The 16,387-nt window shown below is 63.7% G+C and carries 11 protein-coding genes and 1 tRNA gene; all 12 read left to right on the top strand.

Annotation, left to right across the window (positions count from 1 at the left end; all coding sequences use genetic code 11):
• Positions 1-169: 169 nt before the first annotated feature.
• The 12 genes from ASD82_RS00810 (at position 170) to fusA (ending at position 16,205) form a co-directional block, all read left to right on the top strand.
• Positions 170-245 (top strand) — tRNA-Trp (locus ASD82_RS00810).
• An 81-nt stretch (positions 246-326) separates the two neighbouring features.
• Positions 327-716, top strand: coding sequence for a preprotein translocase subunit SecE (secE, locus tag ASD82_RS00815; RefSeq protein WP_056714022.1), 390 nt, complete (start codon positions 327-329; stop codon positions 714-716).
• 13 nt (positions 717-729) lie between these two features.
• Positions 730-1,290, top strand: a complete 561-nt coding sequence (gene nusG / locus ASD82_RS00820) for a transcription termination/antitermination protein NusG (protein ID WP_007810205.1) — start codon at positions 730-732, stop codon at positions 1,288-1,290.
• 323 nt (positions 1,291-1,613) lie between these two features.
• Entirely contained in the window at positions 1,614-2,042 is a 429-nt protein-coding gene (gene rplK, locus ASD82_RS00825; protein WP_007810203.1) for a 50S ribosomal protein L11, read from the top strand.
• Between the two features lie 3 nt (positions 2,043-2,045).
• Positions 2,046-2,753, top strand: coding sequence for a 50S ribosomal protein L1 (gene rplA, locus ASD82_RS00830; RefSeq protein ID WP_056714025.1), 708 nt, complete (start codon positions 2,046-2,048; stop codon positions 2,751-2,753).
• Between the two features lie 349 nt (positions 2,754-3,102).
• The gene (gene rplJ, locus ASD82_RS00835) at positions 3,103-3,636 is read left to right on the top strand and encodes a 50S ribosomal protein L10 (protein ID WP_007810200.1); all 534 of its coding nucleotides are present in this window, start codon (positions 3,103-3,105) and stop codon (positions 3,634-3,636) included.
• Positions 3,637-3,680: 44 nt separating this feature from the next.
• On the top strand, positions 3,681-4,049 hold the full coding sequence (gene rplL / locus ASD82_RS00840; protein WP_007810198.1) for a 50S ribosomal protein L7/L12: 369 nt from the start codon (positions 3,681-3,683) through the stop codon (positions 4,047-4,049).
• A 264-nt stretch (positions 4,050-4,313) separates the two neighbouring features.
• Positions 4,314-8,474: a DNA-directed RNA polymerase subunit beta gene (gene rpoB, locus ASD82_RS00845; RefSeq protein WP_056714029.1), complete on the top strand. Its 4,161-nt coding sequence runs from the start codon at positions 4,314-4,316 to the stop codon at positions 8,472-8,474.
• A gap of 131 nt (positions 8,475-8,605) precedes the next feature.
• Entirely contained in the window at positions 8,606-12,820 is a 4,215-nt protein-coding gene (gene rpoC / locus ASD82_RS00850) for a DNA-directed RNA polymerase subunit beta' (RefSeq protein ID WP_056714031.1), read from the top strand.
• Between the two features lie 177 nt (positions 12,821-12,997).
• On the top strand, positions 12,998-13,372 hold the full coding sequence (gene rpsL / locus ASD82_RS00855) for a 30S ribosomal protein S12 (protein WP_007810190.1): 375 nt from the start codon (positions 12,998-13,000) through the stop codon (positions 13,370-13,372).
• Between the two features lie 69 nt (positions 13,373-13,441).
• On the top strand, positions 13,442-13,909 hold the full coding sequence (gene rpsG, locus ASD82_RS00860; protein ID WP_007514548.1) for a 30S ribosomal protein S7: 468 nt from the start codon (positions 13,442-13,444) through the stop codon (positions 13,907-13,909).
• Between the two features lie 166 nt (positions 13,910-14,075).
• Positions 14,076-16,205: an elongation factor G gene (fusA, locus tag ASD82_RS00865; protein ID WP_056714034.1), complete on the top strand. Its 2,130-nt coding sequence runs from the start codon at positions 14,076-14,078 to the stop codon at positions 16,203-16,205.
• Positions 16,206-16,387: the final 182 nt, after the last annotated feature.

Here is a 16,387-nt window from a genome sequence, read left to right on the forward strand (position 1 = left end):
TTCGCCATTCGCGAAGGCGGCCGCACCGTCGGCGCCGGCGTGGTGGCCAAGGTCATCAAGTAAAATACATCGGGAGTAGGGAATCGGGAATCGGGAATCGCTGGAGCGAAGCACGACACGCTCCAGATCGGTTACCATTCCCGATTCTCTATTCCCTGTTCCCGTTTTTACGCCAGTAGCTCAATTGGCAGAGCAGCGGTCTCCAAAACCGCAGGTTGGGGGTTCAAGTCCCTCCTGGCGTGCCACTTCACCGAGGATCGAGACGGATGGTGGTGGCAGGGTCGGCCGCAAGGCACGGCATGCTGCTGACACCCGGTCACTAGTGCATGAATACCAAGGTAGAACAGCCCAAGGGCACGAACGCCGCCGACATCGGCAAGCTGGTACTGGCGGTGCTGGTGCTGGCTGCCGGTATCTTTGCCTATTCCTGGTTCGGTCGGGACGGCAGCATTTCCTCGTCGGTGCGTCTGCTTGGCGTGCTCGCGGCGCTGGTCGTGGCGATGGCAATTGCGGCCTTTACCGCACTGGGGCGGCGGGTTCGGAACTTCATTGCCGAATCGCAGTTCGAGATGCGCAAGGTCGTTTGGCCGACCCGCGACGAGACGATCAAGACGACGGGCATCATCATCGTGGTGGTGATCGTCCTGTCGCTGCTGCTCGGTCTGATCGACCTGATCCTGAAGTCGGTCATTCTGGACTGGCTGCTGAAGCTGTAAGCCTGAGGTGAGCATGAGCAAGCGCTGGTATGTGGTACACGCCTATTCGGGCTTCGAAAATCAGGTGAAACGGTCGCTCGAGGAGCGCATCAAGCGCGCCGAGATGGAAGAGCGGTTCGGTGAGGTTCTGGTGCCGACCGAAGAAGTGATCGAGATGCGCGGCGGCCAGAAACGGCGCAGCGATCGCAAGTTCTTTCCCGGTTACGTGCTGGTCCAGATCGAGACGAACACCGAAGGCAAGTCGCCGCGCATCGACGACGAGTGCTGGCACCTGATCAAGGAAACCCCCAAGGTGATGGGCTTCATCGGCGGTACCGCCGATCGTCCGCTGCCGATCCGGGACAGCGAAGCCGATGCCATCCTCAGCCGCGTGCGCGAAGGCGTCGAGAAGCCCAGGCCCAAGGTGCTGTTCGAGCCGGGCGAGATGGTGCGCGTCACCGAAGGCCCGTTCAACGATTTCAACGGCGTGGTCGAGGAAGTCAATTACGAGAAGAGTCGCCTGCGCGTCGCGGTGCTGATCTTCGGTCGCTCGACCCCCGTCGAACTGGAATTCGGTCAGGTCGAGAAAGCCTGAGTCAGGGCGCAGTCCGACGGGGCGACTCCCGCTCGGCACCTTCGCCCTCTCCCCCGCCCTCTCCCCCGCCTGCGGGGGAGAGTTGGAGAGGGGGAAACCCCCGCCTGACCAGCTTCACCCGCTCTTGATTCACGCCCTGATGCTCCCGCTGGCACGGGGCTTGCTGATGATTCGCTAAATCTCTATACTGCGCGGTTCACGCGGGGTCTTTTTGGCCCGGCGTGTCCGCGTTTTCGGATCCGCAAGAGGCGGATCTTCCTTCCATCCACGGATCGGTGAACAGCGAGGAGCCGCAAGGCGCCTGGACTCGCGAGGAAAATCCCATGGCAAAGAAAGTTGTCGGTTACATCAAGCTGCAGGTCAAGGCCGGTCAGGCCAACCCCTCGCCGCCGGTCGGTCCCGCCCTCGGTCAGCGCGGCCTGAACATCATGGAATTCTGCAAGGCCTTCAATGCCGCCACGCAGAAGCTGGAGCCGGGTCTGCCGATCCCGTGCATCATCACGGCGTATTCCGACCGCAGTTTCACCTTCATCACCAAGACCCCGCCGGCCACGATTCTTCTGAAGAAGATCACCAGCACCGCGAAGGGTTCGTCCAAGCCGAACACCGACAAGGTGGGCAAGGTCACCCGCAAGCAGCTGGAAGACGTGGCAAAGCAGAAGGAGCCGGATCTGACGGCTGCCGATCTCGACGCCGCGGTGCGCACCATTGCCGGTAGCGCCCGCAGCATGGGCCTTGTGGTGGAGGGTTAAGACATGGCAAAGCTCACGAAGCGTATGAAGGCGGCTCAGGCCGCGGTGCAGCCGGGCAAGTTCTATGGCCTGGAAGAGGCGCTGAAGATCATCAAGGACAACGCCAAGGCGAAGTTCGCCGAGTCGGTGGACGTGGCCGTGCGTCTGGGCATCGACGCGAAGAAGTCGGACCAGGGCGTGCGTGGTTCCTCGCTGCTGCCGCACGGCACCGGCAAGACCGTCAAGGTCGCCGTGTTCTGCCCGCCGGGCGAGAAGGCCGAGGCTGCCAAGGCCGCCGGTGCCGACGCCGTCGGCATGGACGACCTGGCCGAGCGCATGCAGGCCGGTGATCTCGACTTCGGTCGCGTGATCGCCACGCCGGACGCGATGCGCGTGGTCGGCAAGCTCGGCCAGCTGCTCGGCCCGCGCGGCCTGATGCCGAACCCGAAGGACGGCTCGGTCACCGCCGACGTCGCCACCGCGGTGACCAATGCCAAGGCCGGTCAGGTGAAGTTCCGCAACGACAAGGCGGGCATCATCCACGCCACCATCGGCAAGGCCAGCTTCGATCCGGCACAGCTGGCGGACAATCTGAACACGCTGATCGGCGATGTGGTCAAGGCCAAGCCGTCCACCGCCAAGGGCGTGTTCCTGCAGAAAGTGGCCTTGTCCAGCACGATGGGCGTCGGCGTTGCCGTCGATACCTCGTCGCTGACCCTGTCCGCCAAGTAAGACTCAAGTCCCGCGGCGCCTGATTCGGGCGGCGCGGGCAGTTTTTGAGGGCAGTTCCGGCCTGCTGCATGGGGCGGGACCGCTGTCAAAGACCGCAGGCGCAACCAGCGCGCGACGACGACGGGCAGGGAGCTCGGTGACGGCAGGGAATCGCCGGCGTCGCCAACGGGGTTGCTTAATCGGGTTCCTGCGAATCCGGCCTGCGCAGATGGTGCTGCCCCTTCTGGAATCGTTCGACTTCTGGAAAGGCCAACACCCGGGACACCGCAATGTCCCCGACGTCACGGATGGCGTCGCCCAGGACCGCAAGCGGCAGGAGCCGTGAGCGGAGTTCATTTGGAGGAGTGCAATGGCTCTCAATCTGTCACAGAAGAAAGAAGTAGTCGCCGAACTGGCAGACGTTGCTTCGAAGGCTCACTCCCTGGTTGCTGCCGAGTATGCGGGCACCACGGTCGCTCAGATGACCGCGATGCGCAAGAAGGCCCGCGAATCCGGTGTGTACTTGCGAGTTGTCAAGAACACGCTGGCGTCGCGCGCCGTGGCCGGTACCGAATTCGAGGTCGTCAAGGACGTCCTGGTCGGTCCGCTGCTGTACGCATTCTCGACCGAAGAACCCGGCGCTGCCGGGCGTCTGATCCAGGAATTTGCCAAGGGCAACGACAAGCTGAAGGCGAAGCTCGTCTCGGTGGAAGGCAAGCTGCTGCCGGCGTCGCACGTCGACGTGCTGGCCGCGTTGCCGACCCGCGAACAGGCGCTGGCCATGCTGGCCCGCGTGCTGGCCGAACCGGCCACCATGTTCGCGCGCGTCGTCAAGGCCGTCGCCGATCAGCAGGGTGGTGGCGAAGTCGCCGCCGAAGCCCCGGCTGAAGCCGAACCCGCCTAAGTTCATCGTCTATCAATCCGAATCTATTTCCAGAGGTAAATGCAATGTCCCTGACCAACGAACAGATCGTTGAAGCCGTCGCCGCCAAGTCGCTGATGGAAGTGATGGACCTGGTGAAGGCCATCGAAGAGAAGTTTGGCGTGACCGCCGCTGCCCCGGTTGCCGTGGCCGGCCCGGCCGCTGCTGCTCCGGTTGCCGAAGCGCAGACCGAGTTCGACGTGATCCTGAAGAACGCCGGCGCCAAGAAGGTCGACGTGATCAAGGCTGTCCGCGCGATTACCGGCCTGGGCCTGAAGGAAGCCAAGGACCTCACCGAGGCCGGCGGCGTCCTGAAGGAAGCCGTGTCCAAGGAAGACGCCGAGAAGTTCAAGAAGGACCTCGAAGCTGCCGGCGCTACCGTCGAATTGAAGTAATCGGCGTTTGTACGCCGCTGCTTCGACTTGATGTCAAAGCAAGCCTGGGAGCGAAAGCTCCCGGGCTTTGCCCGTTTGAACGGGAATGGGGAATGGAGAATCGGGAATTGTTGAAGAAAGCGCGCGCTCCGCTTTGACGATTCCCGATTCTCGATTCCCAAATCCCGACCCCGGGTGGCCCTGGCCATCCGGCAAAGACAAGATTTTTTCATTCAGCCGGTGTGTGCACCACCGGCGTCACTGCGAACCGAGGCGCTACCGATCATGGCCTACTCGTTTACCGAGAAGAAACGCATCCGCAAGGACTTTGGCAAGCGTCCGCCCGTACTGGGCGTGCCAAACCTGCTGACCATCCAGACTGATTCCTATCGGGAGTTCCTGCAGGAGCATGTTGCGCCGAAACAGCGTGGCGAGAAGGGTCTGCATGCCGCGTTGAAGTCGGTGTTCCCGATTTCCAGCTATTCGGGCAATGCCGCACTCGAGTATGTCGACTACCGCCTCGGCGAGCCGGCGTTCGACGAGCGCGAGTGCCGCAACCGCGGCATGACCTACGGTGCGCCGCTGCGCACCACCGTGCGCCTGGTCATCTATGACAAGGACAGCCCGGCTTCGAAGAAGGTGGTCAAGTACATCAAGGAGCAGGAGGTCTACATGGGCGAGATTCCGCTCATGACCGACACCGGCACCTTCATCATCAACGGCACCGAGCGCGTGATCGTCTCGCAGCTGCATCGTTCGCCGGGCGTGTTCTTCGACCACGACCGCGGCAAGACGCACAGCTCGGGCAAGCTGCTGTTCTCCGCCCGCGTGATCCCCTACCGTGGTTCGTGGCTGGACTTCGAGTTCGATCCGAAGGATGCGCTGTTCACCCGCATCGATCGTCGCCGCAAGTTGCCGGTGACGGTGCTGCTGCGCGCGCTCGGCTACAACAACGAAGAAATGCTCGCCACGTTCTTCGAGCACAACGTGTTCCACCTGGGCAAGAAGGGCGGCACCACGCTGGAGCTCGTCGCCGAGCGCCTGCGCGGCGAGACGCTGTCCTTCGACCTGGCGATCGGCGGCAAGGTGCTGGTGGAAGCCGGCAAGCGCATCACCGCGCGCCACGTGCGTCAGCTGGCCGCGGAGAACATCACCGCGCTGGAAGTGCCGGATGACTACCCGGTCGGCCGCATCGTGGCCACCGACATCGTCGACGCCAAGACCGGCGAGCTGCTGGCCTCGGCCAACGACGAGATCACCGCCGAGCAGATGGAAGCGTTCCGCAAGGCCGGCATCGAGACCGTGCCGACGCTGTACGTCAACGACCTGGATCGCGGCGCCTACATCTCGCACACCCTGCGCATCGACAACACCAAGACGCCGCTGGAGGCGCTGGTGGAAATCTATCGCATGATGCGTCCGGGCGAGCCGCCGACCAAGGATGCCGCGCAGAACCTGTTCTTCAACCTGTTCTTCACCTTCGATCGCTACGACTTGTCGGCCGTGGGCCGGATGAAGTTCAACCGTCGCGTGGGCCGCAAGGAAATCCTCGGTCCGGGCGTGCTGTACGACCACAAGTACTTCAGCGAGCGCAAGGAAGACGAGTCGCAGCGCCTGGTCGCCGAGCAGGGCGAGAGCTCCGACATCCTCGACGTGCTGAAGGTGCTTATCGACATCAAGAACGGTCATGGCACCGTCGACGACATCGACCACCTGGGCAACCGCCGCGTGCGTTCGGTCGGCGAAATGGCCGAGAACACCTTCCGCATCGGCCTGGTCCGTGTGGAGCGTGCGGTGCGCGAGCGCCTGTCGCTGGCCGAGGCCGATGGCCTGACCCCGCAGGACCTGATCAACGCCAAGCCGGTGGCGGCCGCGGTGAAGGAGTTCTTCGGCTCCTCGCAGCTGTCCCAGTTCATGGACCAGAACAACCCGCTGTCGGAAGTCACCCACAAGCGCCGCGTGTCGGCACTTGGGCCGGGCGGCCTGACCCGCGAACGCGCCGGCTTCGAAGTGCGCGACGTGCATCCGACCCATTACGGCCGCGTCTGCACCATCGAAACGCCGGAAGGCCCGAACATCGGCCTGATCAACTCGCTGGCCGTGTATGCCCGCACCAATTCGTATGGCTTCCTCGAGACGCCGTACCGCAAGGTCGCGGGTGGCAAGGTGACCGACAAGGTCGACTACCTGTCGGCGATCGAGGAAGGCGATCACGTGATCGCCCAGGCGAACTCGCCGCTGGACAAGCACGGCGCCTTCATCGAGGACTTCGTGTCCTGCCGTTTCCGTGGCGAATCCGAGCTGCGTCCGGCCGCTGAAGTCGACTACATGGACGTCTCGCCGATGCAGACCGTGTCGGTCGCCGCGGCGCTGGTGCCGTTCCTGGAGCACGACGACGCGAACCGCGCGCTGATGGGCGCGAACATGCAGCGTCAGGCCGTGCCGACCCTGCGTTCGCAGACCCCGCTGGTGGGCACCGGCATCGAGCGCGCCGTGGCGCGCGACTCGGGCGTCATCGTCTCCGCCAAGCGCGGCGGCGTGATCGACCAGGTCGACGCGGCCCGTATCGTGGTGCGCGTGAACGAGGAAGAGGTCGGCGACAACGACGCCGGCGTCGACATCTACACGCTGACCAAGTACACCCGCTCCAACCAGAACACCAACCTGAACCAGCGTCCGCTGGTGAACGTGGGTGACGTGGTGGCGAAGGGCGACACGCTGGCCGACGGTTCGTCGACCGACCTGGGCGAGCTCGCGCTCGGCCAGAACATGCTGATCGCGTTCATGCCGTGGAACGGCTACAACTTCGAAGACTCGATCCTGCTGTCCGAGCGCGTCGTGCAGGAAGACCGCTACACCTCGATCCACATCGAGGAGCTGTCCTGCATCGCGCGTGACACCAAGCTGGGCGCCGAGGAAATCACCGCCGACATCCCCAACGTGGGCGAGCAGGCGCTGGCGCGTCTGGACGAGAGCGGCATCGTCTACATCGGTGCGGAAGTGAAGGCCGGTGACATCATGGTCGGCAAGGTCACGCCCAAGGGCGAGAGCCAGCTGACGCCGGAAGAGAAGCTGCTGCGCGCGATCTTCGGCGAGAAGGCGTCCGACGTGAAGGACAGCTCGCTGCGCGTGCCGCCGGGCATGGACGGCACCGTCATCGACGTGCAGGTCTTTACCCGCGACGGCATCGAGAAGGACAAGCGCGCCCGCCAGATCGAGGAGACCGAAGTCAAGCGGATCCGCAAGGATCTGGACGACCAGTTCCGCATCCTCGAAGGCGCGATCTACAGCCGCATGCGCACCCAGTTGCTCGGCAAGTCCGCGATGAGCGGCCCGGGTGGCCTGAAGCGTGGCACCGAGATCACCGACGCCTACCTGGATGGCCTTAAGAAGGACGACTGGTTCAAGATCAACGTCAAGGACGAGGACGTCACCGAATTCCTCGAGCGTGCCGCTGACCAGATCAAGCGCCACCGGGAAGAGTTCGACAAGCGCTTCAAGGAGAAGCAGGGCAAGATCACCCAGGGCGACGACCTCGCGCCGGGCGTGCTGAAGATGGTCAAGGTGTTCCTGGCCGTGAAGCGCCGCATCCAGCCGGGCGACAAGATGGCCGGTCGCCACGGCAACAAGGGCGTGGTGTCGAACGTGGTGCCGGTGGAAGACATGCCGTATTCCGCCGACGGCGTGCCGGTCGACATCGTGCTGAACCCGCTGGGCGTGCCGTCGCGCATGAACATCGGGCAGATTCTGGAAGTGCATCTGGGCTGGGCCGCCAAGGGCCTGGGCAAGAAGATCCAGAAGATGCTCGAAGCGCAGGAGAAGGTCGCCAAGATCCGCGAGTTCCTCGACCAGATCTACAACACCCATGTGGCCGGTGCCGTGCAGCACGTCGATCTGAAGTCGCTCACCGACAAGGAGATCTTCACGCTCGCCACCAACCTGCAGGAAGGCGTGCCGATGGCGACGCCGGTGTTCGACGGTGCCGAAGAGACCGAGATCAAGGCGATGCTGAAGCTGGCGGATCTGCCCGAATCGGGCCAGACCACGCTGTACGACGGCCGCACCGGCGAGGCGTTCGATCGCCCGGTCACCGTGGGCTACATGCATTACCTGAAGCTCAACCACCTGGTTGACGACAAGATGCATGCGCGCTCCACCGGTCCGTATTCGCTGGTCACCCAGCAGCCGCTGGGCGGCAAGGCGCAGTTCGGTGGCCAGCGCTTCGGCGAAATGGAAGTCTGGGCGCTGGAAGCCTACGGCGCGGCTTACACCCTGCAGGAAATGCTGACGGTGAAATCCGACGACGTGCAGGGCCGCAACCAGATGTACAAGAACATCGTCGACGGCAACCACGAGATGTCCGCGGGCATGCCGGAGTCCTTCAACGTGCTGGTGAAGGAAATCCGCTCGCTCGCCATCAACATCGATCTGGAAGAGGTCAAGTGACTGGCGGGATTCGGGCATCGGGATTCGGGAATTGCAAAGGCAAACCCGGCTCCCGGTCCCGGATCCGGCGAACCTGATCCTGTTCGAACCGCGGACCTCGACCCAAGAATTTGCTCCGACCGGAGATTCAAATGAAAGACTTGCTCAACCTCTTCAACCAGCAGCGCGCGACGCCCGATTTCGACGCGATCAAGATCGCGCTCGCGTCGCCGGAGCTGATCCGCTCGTGGTCGTACGGCGAAGTGAAGAAGCCGGAAACCATCAACTACCGCACGTTCAAGCCGGAGCGTGACGGCCTGTTCTGCGCCGCGATCTTCGGACCGGTGAAGGACTACGAGTGCCTGTGCGGCAAGTACAAGCGCATGAAGCATCGTGGCGTGGTCTGCGAGAAGTGCGGCACCGAAGTGACGCTGGCCAAGGTGCGCCGCGAGCGCATGGGCCACATCGAGCTGGCCAGCCCGACCGCGCACATCTGGTTCCTGAAGTCGCTGCCCTCGCGCATCGGCCTGATGCTGGACATGACCCTGCGTGACATCGAGCGCATCCTGTACTTCGAGGCCTTCGTGGTGATCGATGCAGGCATGACCGCGCTCGAGCGCGGCCAGCTGCTCAGCGAAGACCAGTACCTCGAAGCGACCGAAGAGCACGGCGACGAGTTCGATGCCCGCATGGGTGCCGAGGCCGTCTTCCACCTGCTGAAGTCGCTGGACCTGCCGGGCGAAGTCATCCGCCTGAAGGAAGAGATCACCTCCACCAACTCCGAGACCAAGCTGAAGCGCCTCACCAAGCGCGTGAAGCTGATCGAGGCGTTCCTGGAATCCGGCAACAAGCCGGAGTGGATGGTGCTGACCGTGCTGCCCGTGCTGCCGCCGGACCTGCGTCCGCTGGTGCCGCTGGACGGTGGCCGTTTCGCCACCTCCGACCTGAACGACCTGTACCGCCGCGTGATCAACCGCAACAACCGTCTGAAGCGGCTGCTCGAGCTCAACGCGCCTGACATCATCGTGCGCAACGAGAAGCGCATGCTGCAGGAATCGGTCGATGCGCTGCTCGACAACGGCCGCCGCGGCCGTGCCATCACCGGCACCAACAAGCGCGCGCTGAAGTCGCTGGCCGACATGATCAAGGGCAAGCAGGGCCGCTTCCGCCAGAACCTGCTGGGCAAGCGCGTGGACTACTCCGGTCGCTCGGTGATCGTGGTCGGTCCGACCCTGCGCCTGCACCAGTGCGGTCTGCCCAAGAAGATGGCGCTTGAGCTGTTCAAGCCGTTCATCTTCGCCAAGCTGCAGGCGCGTGGCGAAGCCACCACCATCAAGGCGGCCAAGAAGCTGGTCGAGCGCGAGGAAGCCCAGGTCTGGGACATCCTCGAAGAGGTGATCCGCGAACATCCGGTCATGCTGAACCGCGCGCCGACCCTGCATCGCCTCGGCATCCAGGCGTTCGAGCCGAAGCTGATCGAAGGCAAGGCGATCCAGCTGCATCCGCTGGTGTGTACCGCGTTCAACGCCGACTTCGACGGCGACCAGATGGCCGTCCATGTGCCGCTGTCGATCGAGGCGCAGCTGGAAGCGCGCACCTTGATGATGTCGACCAACAACATCCTGTCGCCGGCCAACGGCGAGCCGATCATCGTGCCGACGCAGGACGTGGTGCTGGGTCTGTATTACCTGACCCGTGAGCTGATCAACGCCAAGGGCACCGGCATGGTGTTCTCCGGCATCGGCGAGGCGCGTCGTGCGTACGACAACCGCGCGGTGGAGTTGCACGCCAAGGTCAAGGTGCGCATGAAGCTGGTGCACATCGCCGAAGACGGCACCCGCACGCAGCAGACCCGGATCGTCGACACGACGGTGGGTCGTGCCCTGCTGGCCGAAATCATGCCCGAAGGCCTGCCGTTCGAGCTGGCCAACACCGAGTTGACCAAGAAGAACATCTCGCGCCTGATCAACTCCAGCTACCGTCTGCTGGGCCTGAAGGACACGGTCGTGTTCGCCGATCAGCTGATGTACGCCGGCTATCGCTACGCGACCCGTTCGGGCATCTCGATCGGCATCGACGACATGCTGATCCCGGACGAGAAGAAGCCGATCCTGGAAGAAGCCGAGAAGGAAGTCGTCGAGATCCAGCAGCAGTACCAGTCGGGTCTGGTCACCGCCGGCGAGCGCTACAACAAGGTGGTCGACATCTGGTCGCGCACCAGCGAACTGGTCGCCAAGGCGATGATCGACGGCATCGGCACCGAGAAGGTGAAGGATGCCGACGGCAAGATGGTCAACCAGAAGTCGATGAACTCGCTGTACATCATGGCCGACTCCGGCGCCCGTGGTTCGGTGGCGCAGATTCGCCAGCTGGCCGGCATGCGCGGCCTGATGGCCCGTCCGGATGGCTCGATCATCGAGACCCCGATCAAGGCCAACTTCCGCGAAGGCCTGAACGTGCTGCAGTACTTCAACTCGACCCACGGCGCTCGAAAGGGCCTGGCGGATACCGCGTTGAAGACGGCGAACTCCGGTTACCTGACCCGTCGCCTGGTCGACGTGGCGCAGGACGTGGTCATCACCATGGATGACTGCGGCACCGAGGACGGCATCATCATGCAGCCGATCGTCGAAGGTGGCGATGTGGTCGAGCCGTTGCGCGAGCGCGTGCTGGGTCGCGTGGTGGTCGAGGACGTCTACGCCCCCGGCGACGACGACCAGCCGATCGTCACCCGCGACACCCTGCTCAACGAGGCCCTGGTCGAGAAGCTCGACAAGGCCGGCGTGCAGCTGATCAAGGTGCGTTCGCCGATCACCTGCGAAGCCGAGCATGGCGTGTGCAAGCTGTGCTACGGCCGCGACCTGGCCCGTGGCCATCTGGTCAACATGGGTGAAGCCGTGGGCGTGGTGGCCGCGCAGTCGATCGGCGAGCCCGGCACCCAGCTGACCATGCGTACGTTCCACATCGGCGGCGCGGCTTCGCGTGCGGCGGCGGTGGACAACGTGACGGTGAAGACCACCGGCTCGCTGAAGTACAACAACCTGAAGTCGGTGCAGCACAAGGCCGGCCACCTGGTCGCGGTGTCGCGTTCGGGCGAACTGAGCGTGATCGACGCCAGCGGCCGCGAGCGCGAGCGCTACAAGGTGCCGTACGGCGCCACCATCGCGGTCAAGGACGGTGCGGCGGTCAAGCCCGGCCAGACCGTGGCCAACTGGGACCCGCATACCCATCCGATCGTCACCGAGGTGGCCGGCGTGGTGCGCTTCATCGACTTCCTCGATGGCGTCACCGTGCAGAGCCAGACCGACGAGCTGACCGGCCTGGAGTCGGCGGTGGTGACCGATCCGAAGCGCCGCGGCGCGCAGGCGAAGGACCTGCGTCCGATCGTGCGCCTGGAAGATGCCAAGGGTCGCGAGCTGAAGCTGCCGGGTACCGATATCGCCGCGCAGTACTTCCTGCCGGCCGGTGCGATCGTGTCGATCCAGAACGGTGCCGAAGTGGGCGTGGGCGACGTCGTCGCCCGTATCCCGCAGGAATCGTCGAAGACCCGCGACATCACCGGTGGTCTGCCCCGCGTGGCCGACCTGTTCGAGGCACGCAAGCCGAAGGAGCCGGCGATCCTGGCCGAGCGCTCGGGCATCATCAGCTTCGGCAAGGACACCAAGGGCAAGCAGCGCCTGGTGATCAAGGACGTCGACGGCAATGAGCACGAAGAGCTGATTCCGAAGTGGCGCCAGGTCATCGTGTTCGAAGGCGAGCATGTGGAGAAGGGCGAAACCGTCGTCGACGGCGAGCCGAGCCCGCATGACATCCTGCGCCTGCTGGGCGTGGAGCCGCTGGCCTCGTACCTGGTCAAGGAAATCCAGGACGTGTACCGCCTGCAGGGCGTGAAGATCAACGACAAGCACATCGAAGCGATCATTCGCCAGATGCTGCGCAAGGTCGAGATCGTCGAGCCGGGTGACAGTCATTACCTGCGCGGCGAGCAGATCGAGCGCGTGCGGATCAATGGCGAAAACGATCGTGCCGAAAGCAAGGGCGAGCGTCCGGCGCAGTATCAGTCGATCCTGCTGGGCATCACCAAGGCCTCGCTGGCGACCGAGTCGTTCATCTCGGCGGCCTCGTTCCAGGAAACCACCCGCGTCCTTACCGAGGCGGCGGTTCGTGGCACACGCGATACCTTGCGTGGCCTGAAGGAAAATGTTATTGTCGGCCGTCTAATTCCGGCAGGTACAGGCTTGGCGTACCACGCATCGCGTCGTCGCCAGGGCGGTTTGTCCGCCTCGGATCTGGAAACTCTCTCCAGCGCCACGCCTGCAGCTTCGTTCGCCGAGGCTCCGGTCGGTAGTGAAAACGGTGTCGAGTAAGCCCGTTAGGGGTATTGCTCGCTGACATACGAAATGAGGTGCATGGACGCACCTCGTGTTCGGGTCCAGGACGACTGAGCGTTGGCTTGCCTATGGCAGGCTGCTCATGTTAAATTCCCGCTTCTTGGCAGACCGAGCTTGATCGGGCTGCCTTTATGTTTTCAGGAACAGCTACGCATGACGACAGTCAATCAGTTGGTGCGCAAATCGCGCAGCCCCAAGACCTACAAGAGCGGGTCGCCGGCCCTGCAGAGCAGCCCGCAGCGTCGTGGTGTCTGCACCCGCGTCTACACGACCACCCCGAAAAAGCCGAACTCGGCGTTGCGCAAGGTTGCCAAGGTGCGCCTGACCAACGGTTTCGAGGTCATCAGCTACATCGGTGGCGAAGGTCACAACCTGCAGGAGCACTCGGTGGTGCTGATCCGCGGCGGTCGCGTCAAGGACCTGCCCGGTGTGCGTTACCACACGGTGCGCGGCAGCTTGGACTGCGCCGGTGTCACCAAGCGTCGTCAGTCGCGCTCGAAGTACGGCGCCAAGCGCCCGAAGAAGTAATGTCGCGCGGCCCTCGCTGGCCGCTTTACAGGCGGGCAGGAATGTCCGCGAAAATAACGGACAACAAACATGTCGCGTAAAGGTTCACATCCCGCCCGTCTGGTTCTGCCGGATCCCAAGCATGGCAGTCAGCTGATCGCCCGTTTCATCAACATGGTGATGAAGAGCGGCAAGAAGTCGGTCGCCGAGAGCATCGTCTACGGTGCCCTGCAGCACATTGGCGAAAAGAACGCCGAGCCGGTAGCTCTGGTCGAGAAGGCGCTGAACAACATCGCTCCGGCGGTCGAGGTGAAGTCCCGCCGTGTCGGTGGCGCCACCTACCAGGTGCCGGTCGAAGTGCGTCCGGGTCGCCGCATGGCGCTGGCGATGCGCTGGGTCATCGACGCGGCGCGCAAGCGCGGCGAGACCTCGATGCCGCGCAAGCTGGCTGCCGAGCTGCTGGAAGCCTCCGAGAGCCGCGGCGGCGCTGCCAAGAAGCGTGAAGAAACGCACCGCATGGCCGAGGCCAACAAGGCCTTCTCGCACTACCGCTGGTAAGTGCGGTTTCCGTGCCGCCCTCATCGGCGGCACGAGTCGGCTGATGGCTCTTCGCCTCGCCGATGGCGGAAAAAGGATCCGGCGCCCATGCCGGACTTTTCATAAAAGCTGCAGCCGGATGGCTGCGTGAATCCTGGGCAGGATCGCCCGATACAGGTAGATATCCATGGCACGTACCACTCCCCTCGCGCGCTATCGCAACTTCGGCATCATGGCGCACATCGATGCCGGCAAGACCACCACGACCGAGCGCATCCTGTTCTACACCGGTGTCAGTCACAAGATTGGCGAGGTGCACGACGGTGCGGCCACGATGGACTGGATGGAGCAGGAGCAGGAGCGTGGCATCACCATTACGTCGGCGGCAACGACGGCGTTCTGGAAGGGCATGGACGGCTCCATGGAGCAGCACCGCTTCAACATCATCGACACCCCGGGACACGTCGACTTCACCATCGAGGTGGAGCGTTCGCTGCGCGTGCTCGACGGCGCGGTGTTCGTGCTGTGTGCGGTCGGTGGCGTGCAGCCGCAGTCCGAAACGGTATGGCGCCAGGCCAACAAGTACCGGGTGCCGCGTCTTGCGTTCGTCAACAAGATGGACCGCACCGGCGCGAACTTCGACAAGGTCGTCAGCCAGCTGAAGGCTCGCCTGGGCGCGCATCCGGTGCCGATGCAGGTGCCGATCGGTGCCGAAGACGGTTTCGAGGGCGTGGTCGACCTGCTGAAGATGAAGGCGATCATCTGGGACATGGAATCCCAGGGCATGAAGTTCGAGTACCGCGACATCCCGGCGGACCTGGTCGACGTTGCCACCGAGGCGCATGCGTTCATGGTCGAATCGGCGGCGGAAGCCACCGAACAGCTGATGAACAAGTACCTGGAAGGCGGCGACCTGTCCGAGGCCGAAGTCATCGCCGGTCTGCGCCAGCGCACGCTGGCCAACGAGATCATCCCGGTGTTCTGCGGTACCGCGTTCAAGAACAAGGGCGTCCAGGCGATGCTCGACGCGGTGGTGCAGCTGCTGCCGTCGCCCGCCGACCGCCCGCCGGTGGCCGGCATCGACGAGGACGACAACGAGGCCAGCCGTCCCGCGGACGACAAGGCGCCGTTCTCCGCGCTGGCATTCAAGATCATGACCGACCCGTTCGTGGGTTCGCTGACCTTCTTCCGTGTCTACTCGGGCACGTTGAACTCCGGCGATGCCGTGTACAACCCGGTCAAGAGCAAGAAGGAGCGCGTGGGCCGCATCCTGCAGATGCACGCCAACGAGCGTCACGAACTGAAGGAAGTGTGTGCTGGCGACATCGCCGCCGCGGTTGGCCTGAAGGACGTGACGACCGGTGACACGCTGTGCTCGCAGGAACACATCATCACCCTGGAGCGGATGTCGTTCCCGGAGCCGGTGATCTCGATGGCGGTCGAGCCGAAGACCAAGTCGGACCAGGAAAAGATGGGCATCGCCCTCGGCCGTCTGGCCGCGGAAGATCCGTCGTTCCGCGTGCGTACCGACGAGGAATCGGGCCAGACCATCATCTCCGGCATGGGCGAGCTGCACCTGGACATCCTGGTCGACCGCATGCGCCGCGAGTTCAACGTCGAGGCGAACGTCGGCAAGCCGCAGGTGGCCTACCGCGAAACGATCCGCCTGGCGGACGTGAAGTCGGACTACAAACACGCCAAGCAGTCGGGCGGCAAGGGCCAGTACGGTCACGTCGTGATCGAGATGTCGCCGATCAGCGAAGCGGATCGCGCGGACGAGAAGATCGCCGCGCTGATCAAGGACGACTTCCTGTTCATCAACGACATCACCGGTGGCGTGATTCCGAAGGAATTCATCCCGTCGGTCGAAAAGGGTCTGCGCGAGACGATCACCAGCGGTCCGCTGGCCGGCTTCCCGGTGGTGAACGTGAAGGCCAAGCTGGTCTTCGGTTCCTACCATGACGTCGACTCCTCGGAAATGGCGTTCAAGCTCGCTGCGTCGATGGCGTTCAAGCAGGGCTTCAACAAGGCCAGCCCGGTGCTGCTCGAGCCGATCATGAAGGTCGAGATCGTCACCCCCGAGGACTACATGGGCGACGTGATGGGCGACATCAGCAAGCGTCGCGGCATGCTCACCGGCCAGGAAGATACGCCGTCGGGCAAGACCATCAACGCTGAAGTGCCGCTGGGTGAAATGTTCGGTTACGCGACCACGATTCGTTCGCTGACGCAGGGCCGGGCCACCTTCACCATGGAATTCGATCACTACGCCGAGGCGCCGACCAACGTCGCCGAACAGGTGATGAAGAAGGCGTAAGCCGTGCGATCTTCTTGATCGCGTTAGCAGGGATCAAGGCGCGGCACTCGTGTCGTCGCCTCCAACGGCGCCCCTTCGTGGACGCATTATCAAATTCAAGTTATCTCAGAGGTTTGAGTCATGGCAAAGGGTAAATTCGAACGCACCAAGCCGCACGTCAACGTCGGCACGATTGGTCACGT

It is taken from the genome of Rhodanobacter sp. Root179, assembly GCF_001428465.1.
GTDB lineage: Bacteria > Pseudomonadota > Gammaproteobacteria > Xanthomonadales > Rhodanobacteraceae > Rhodanobacter.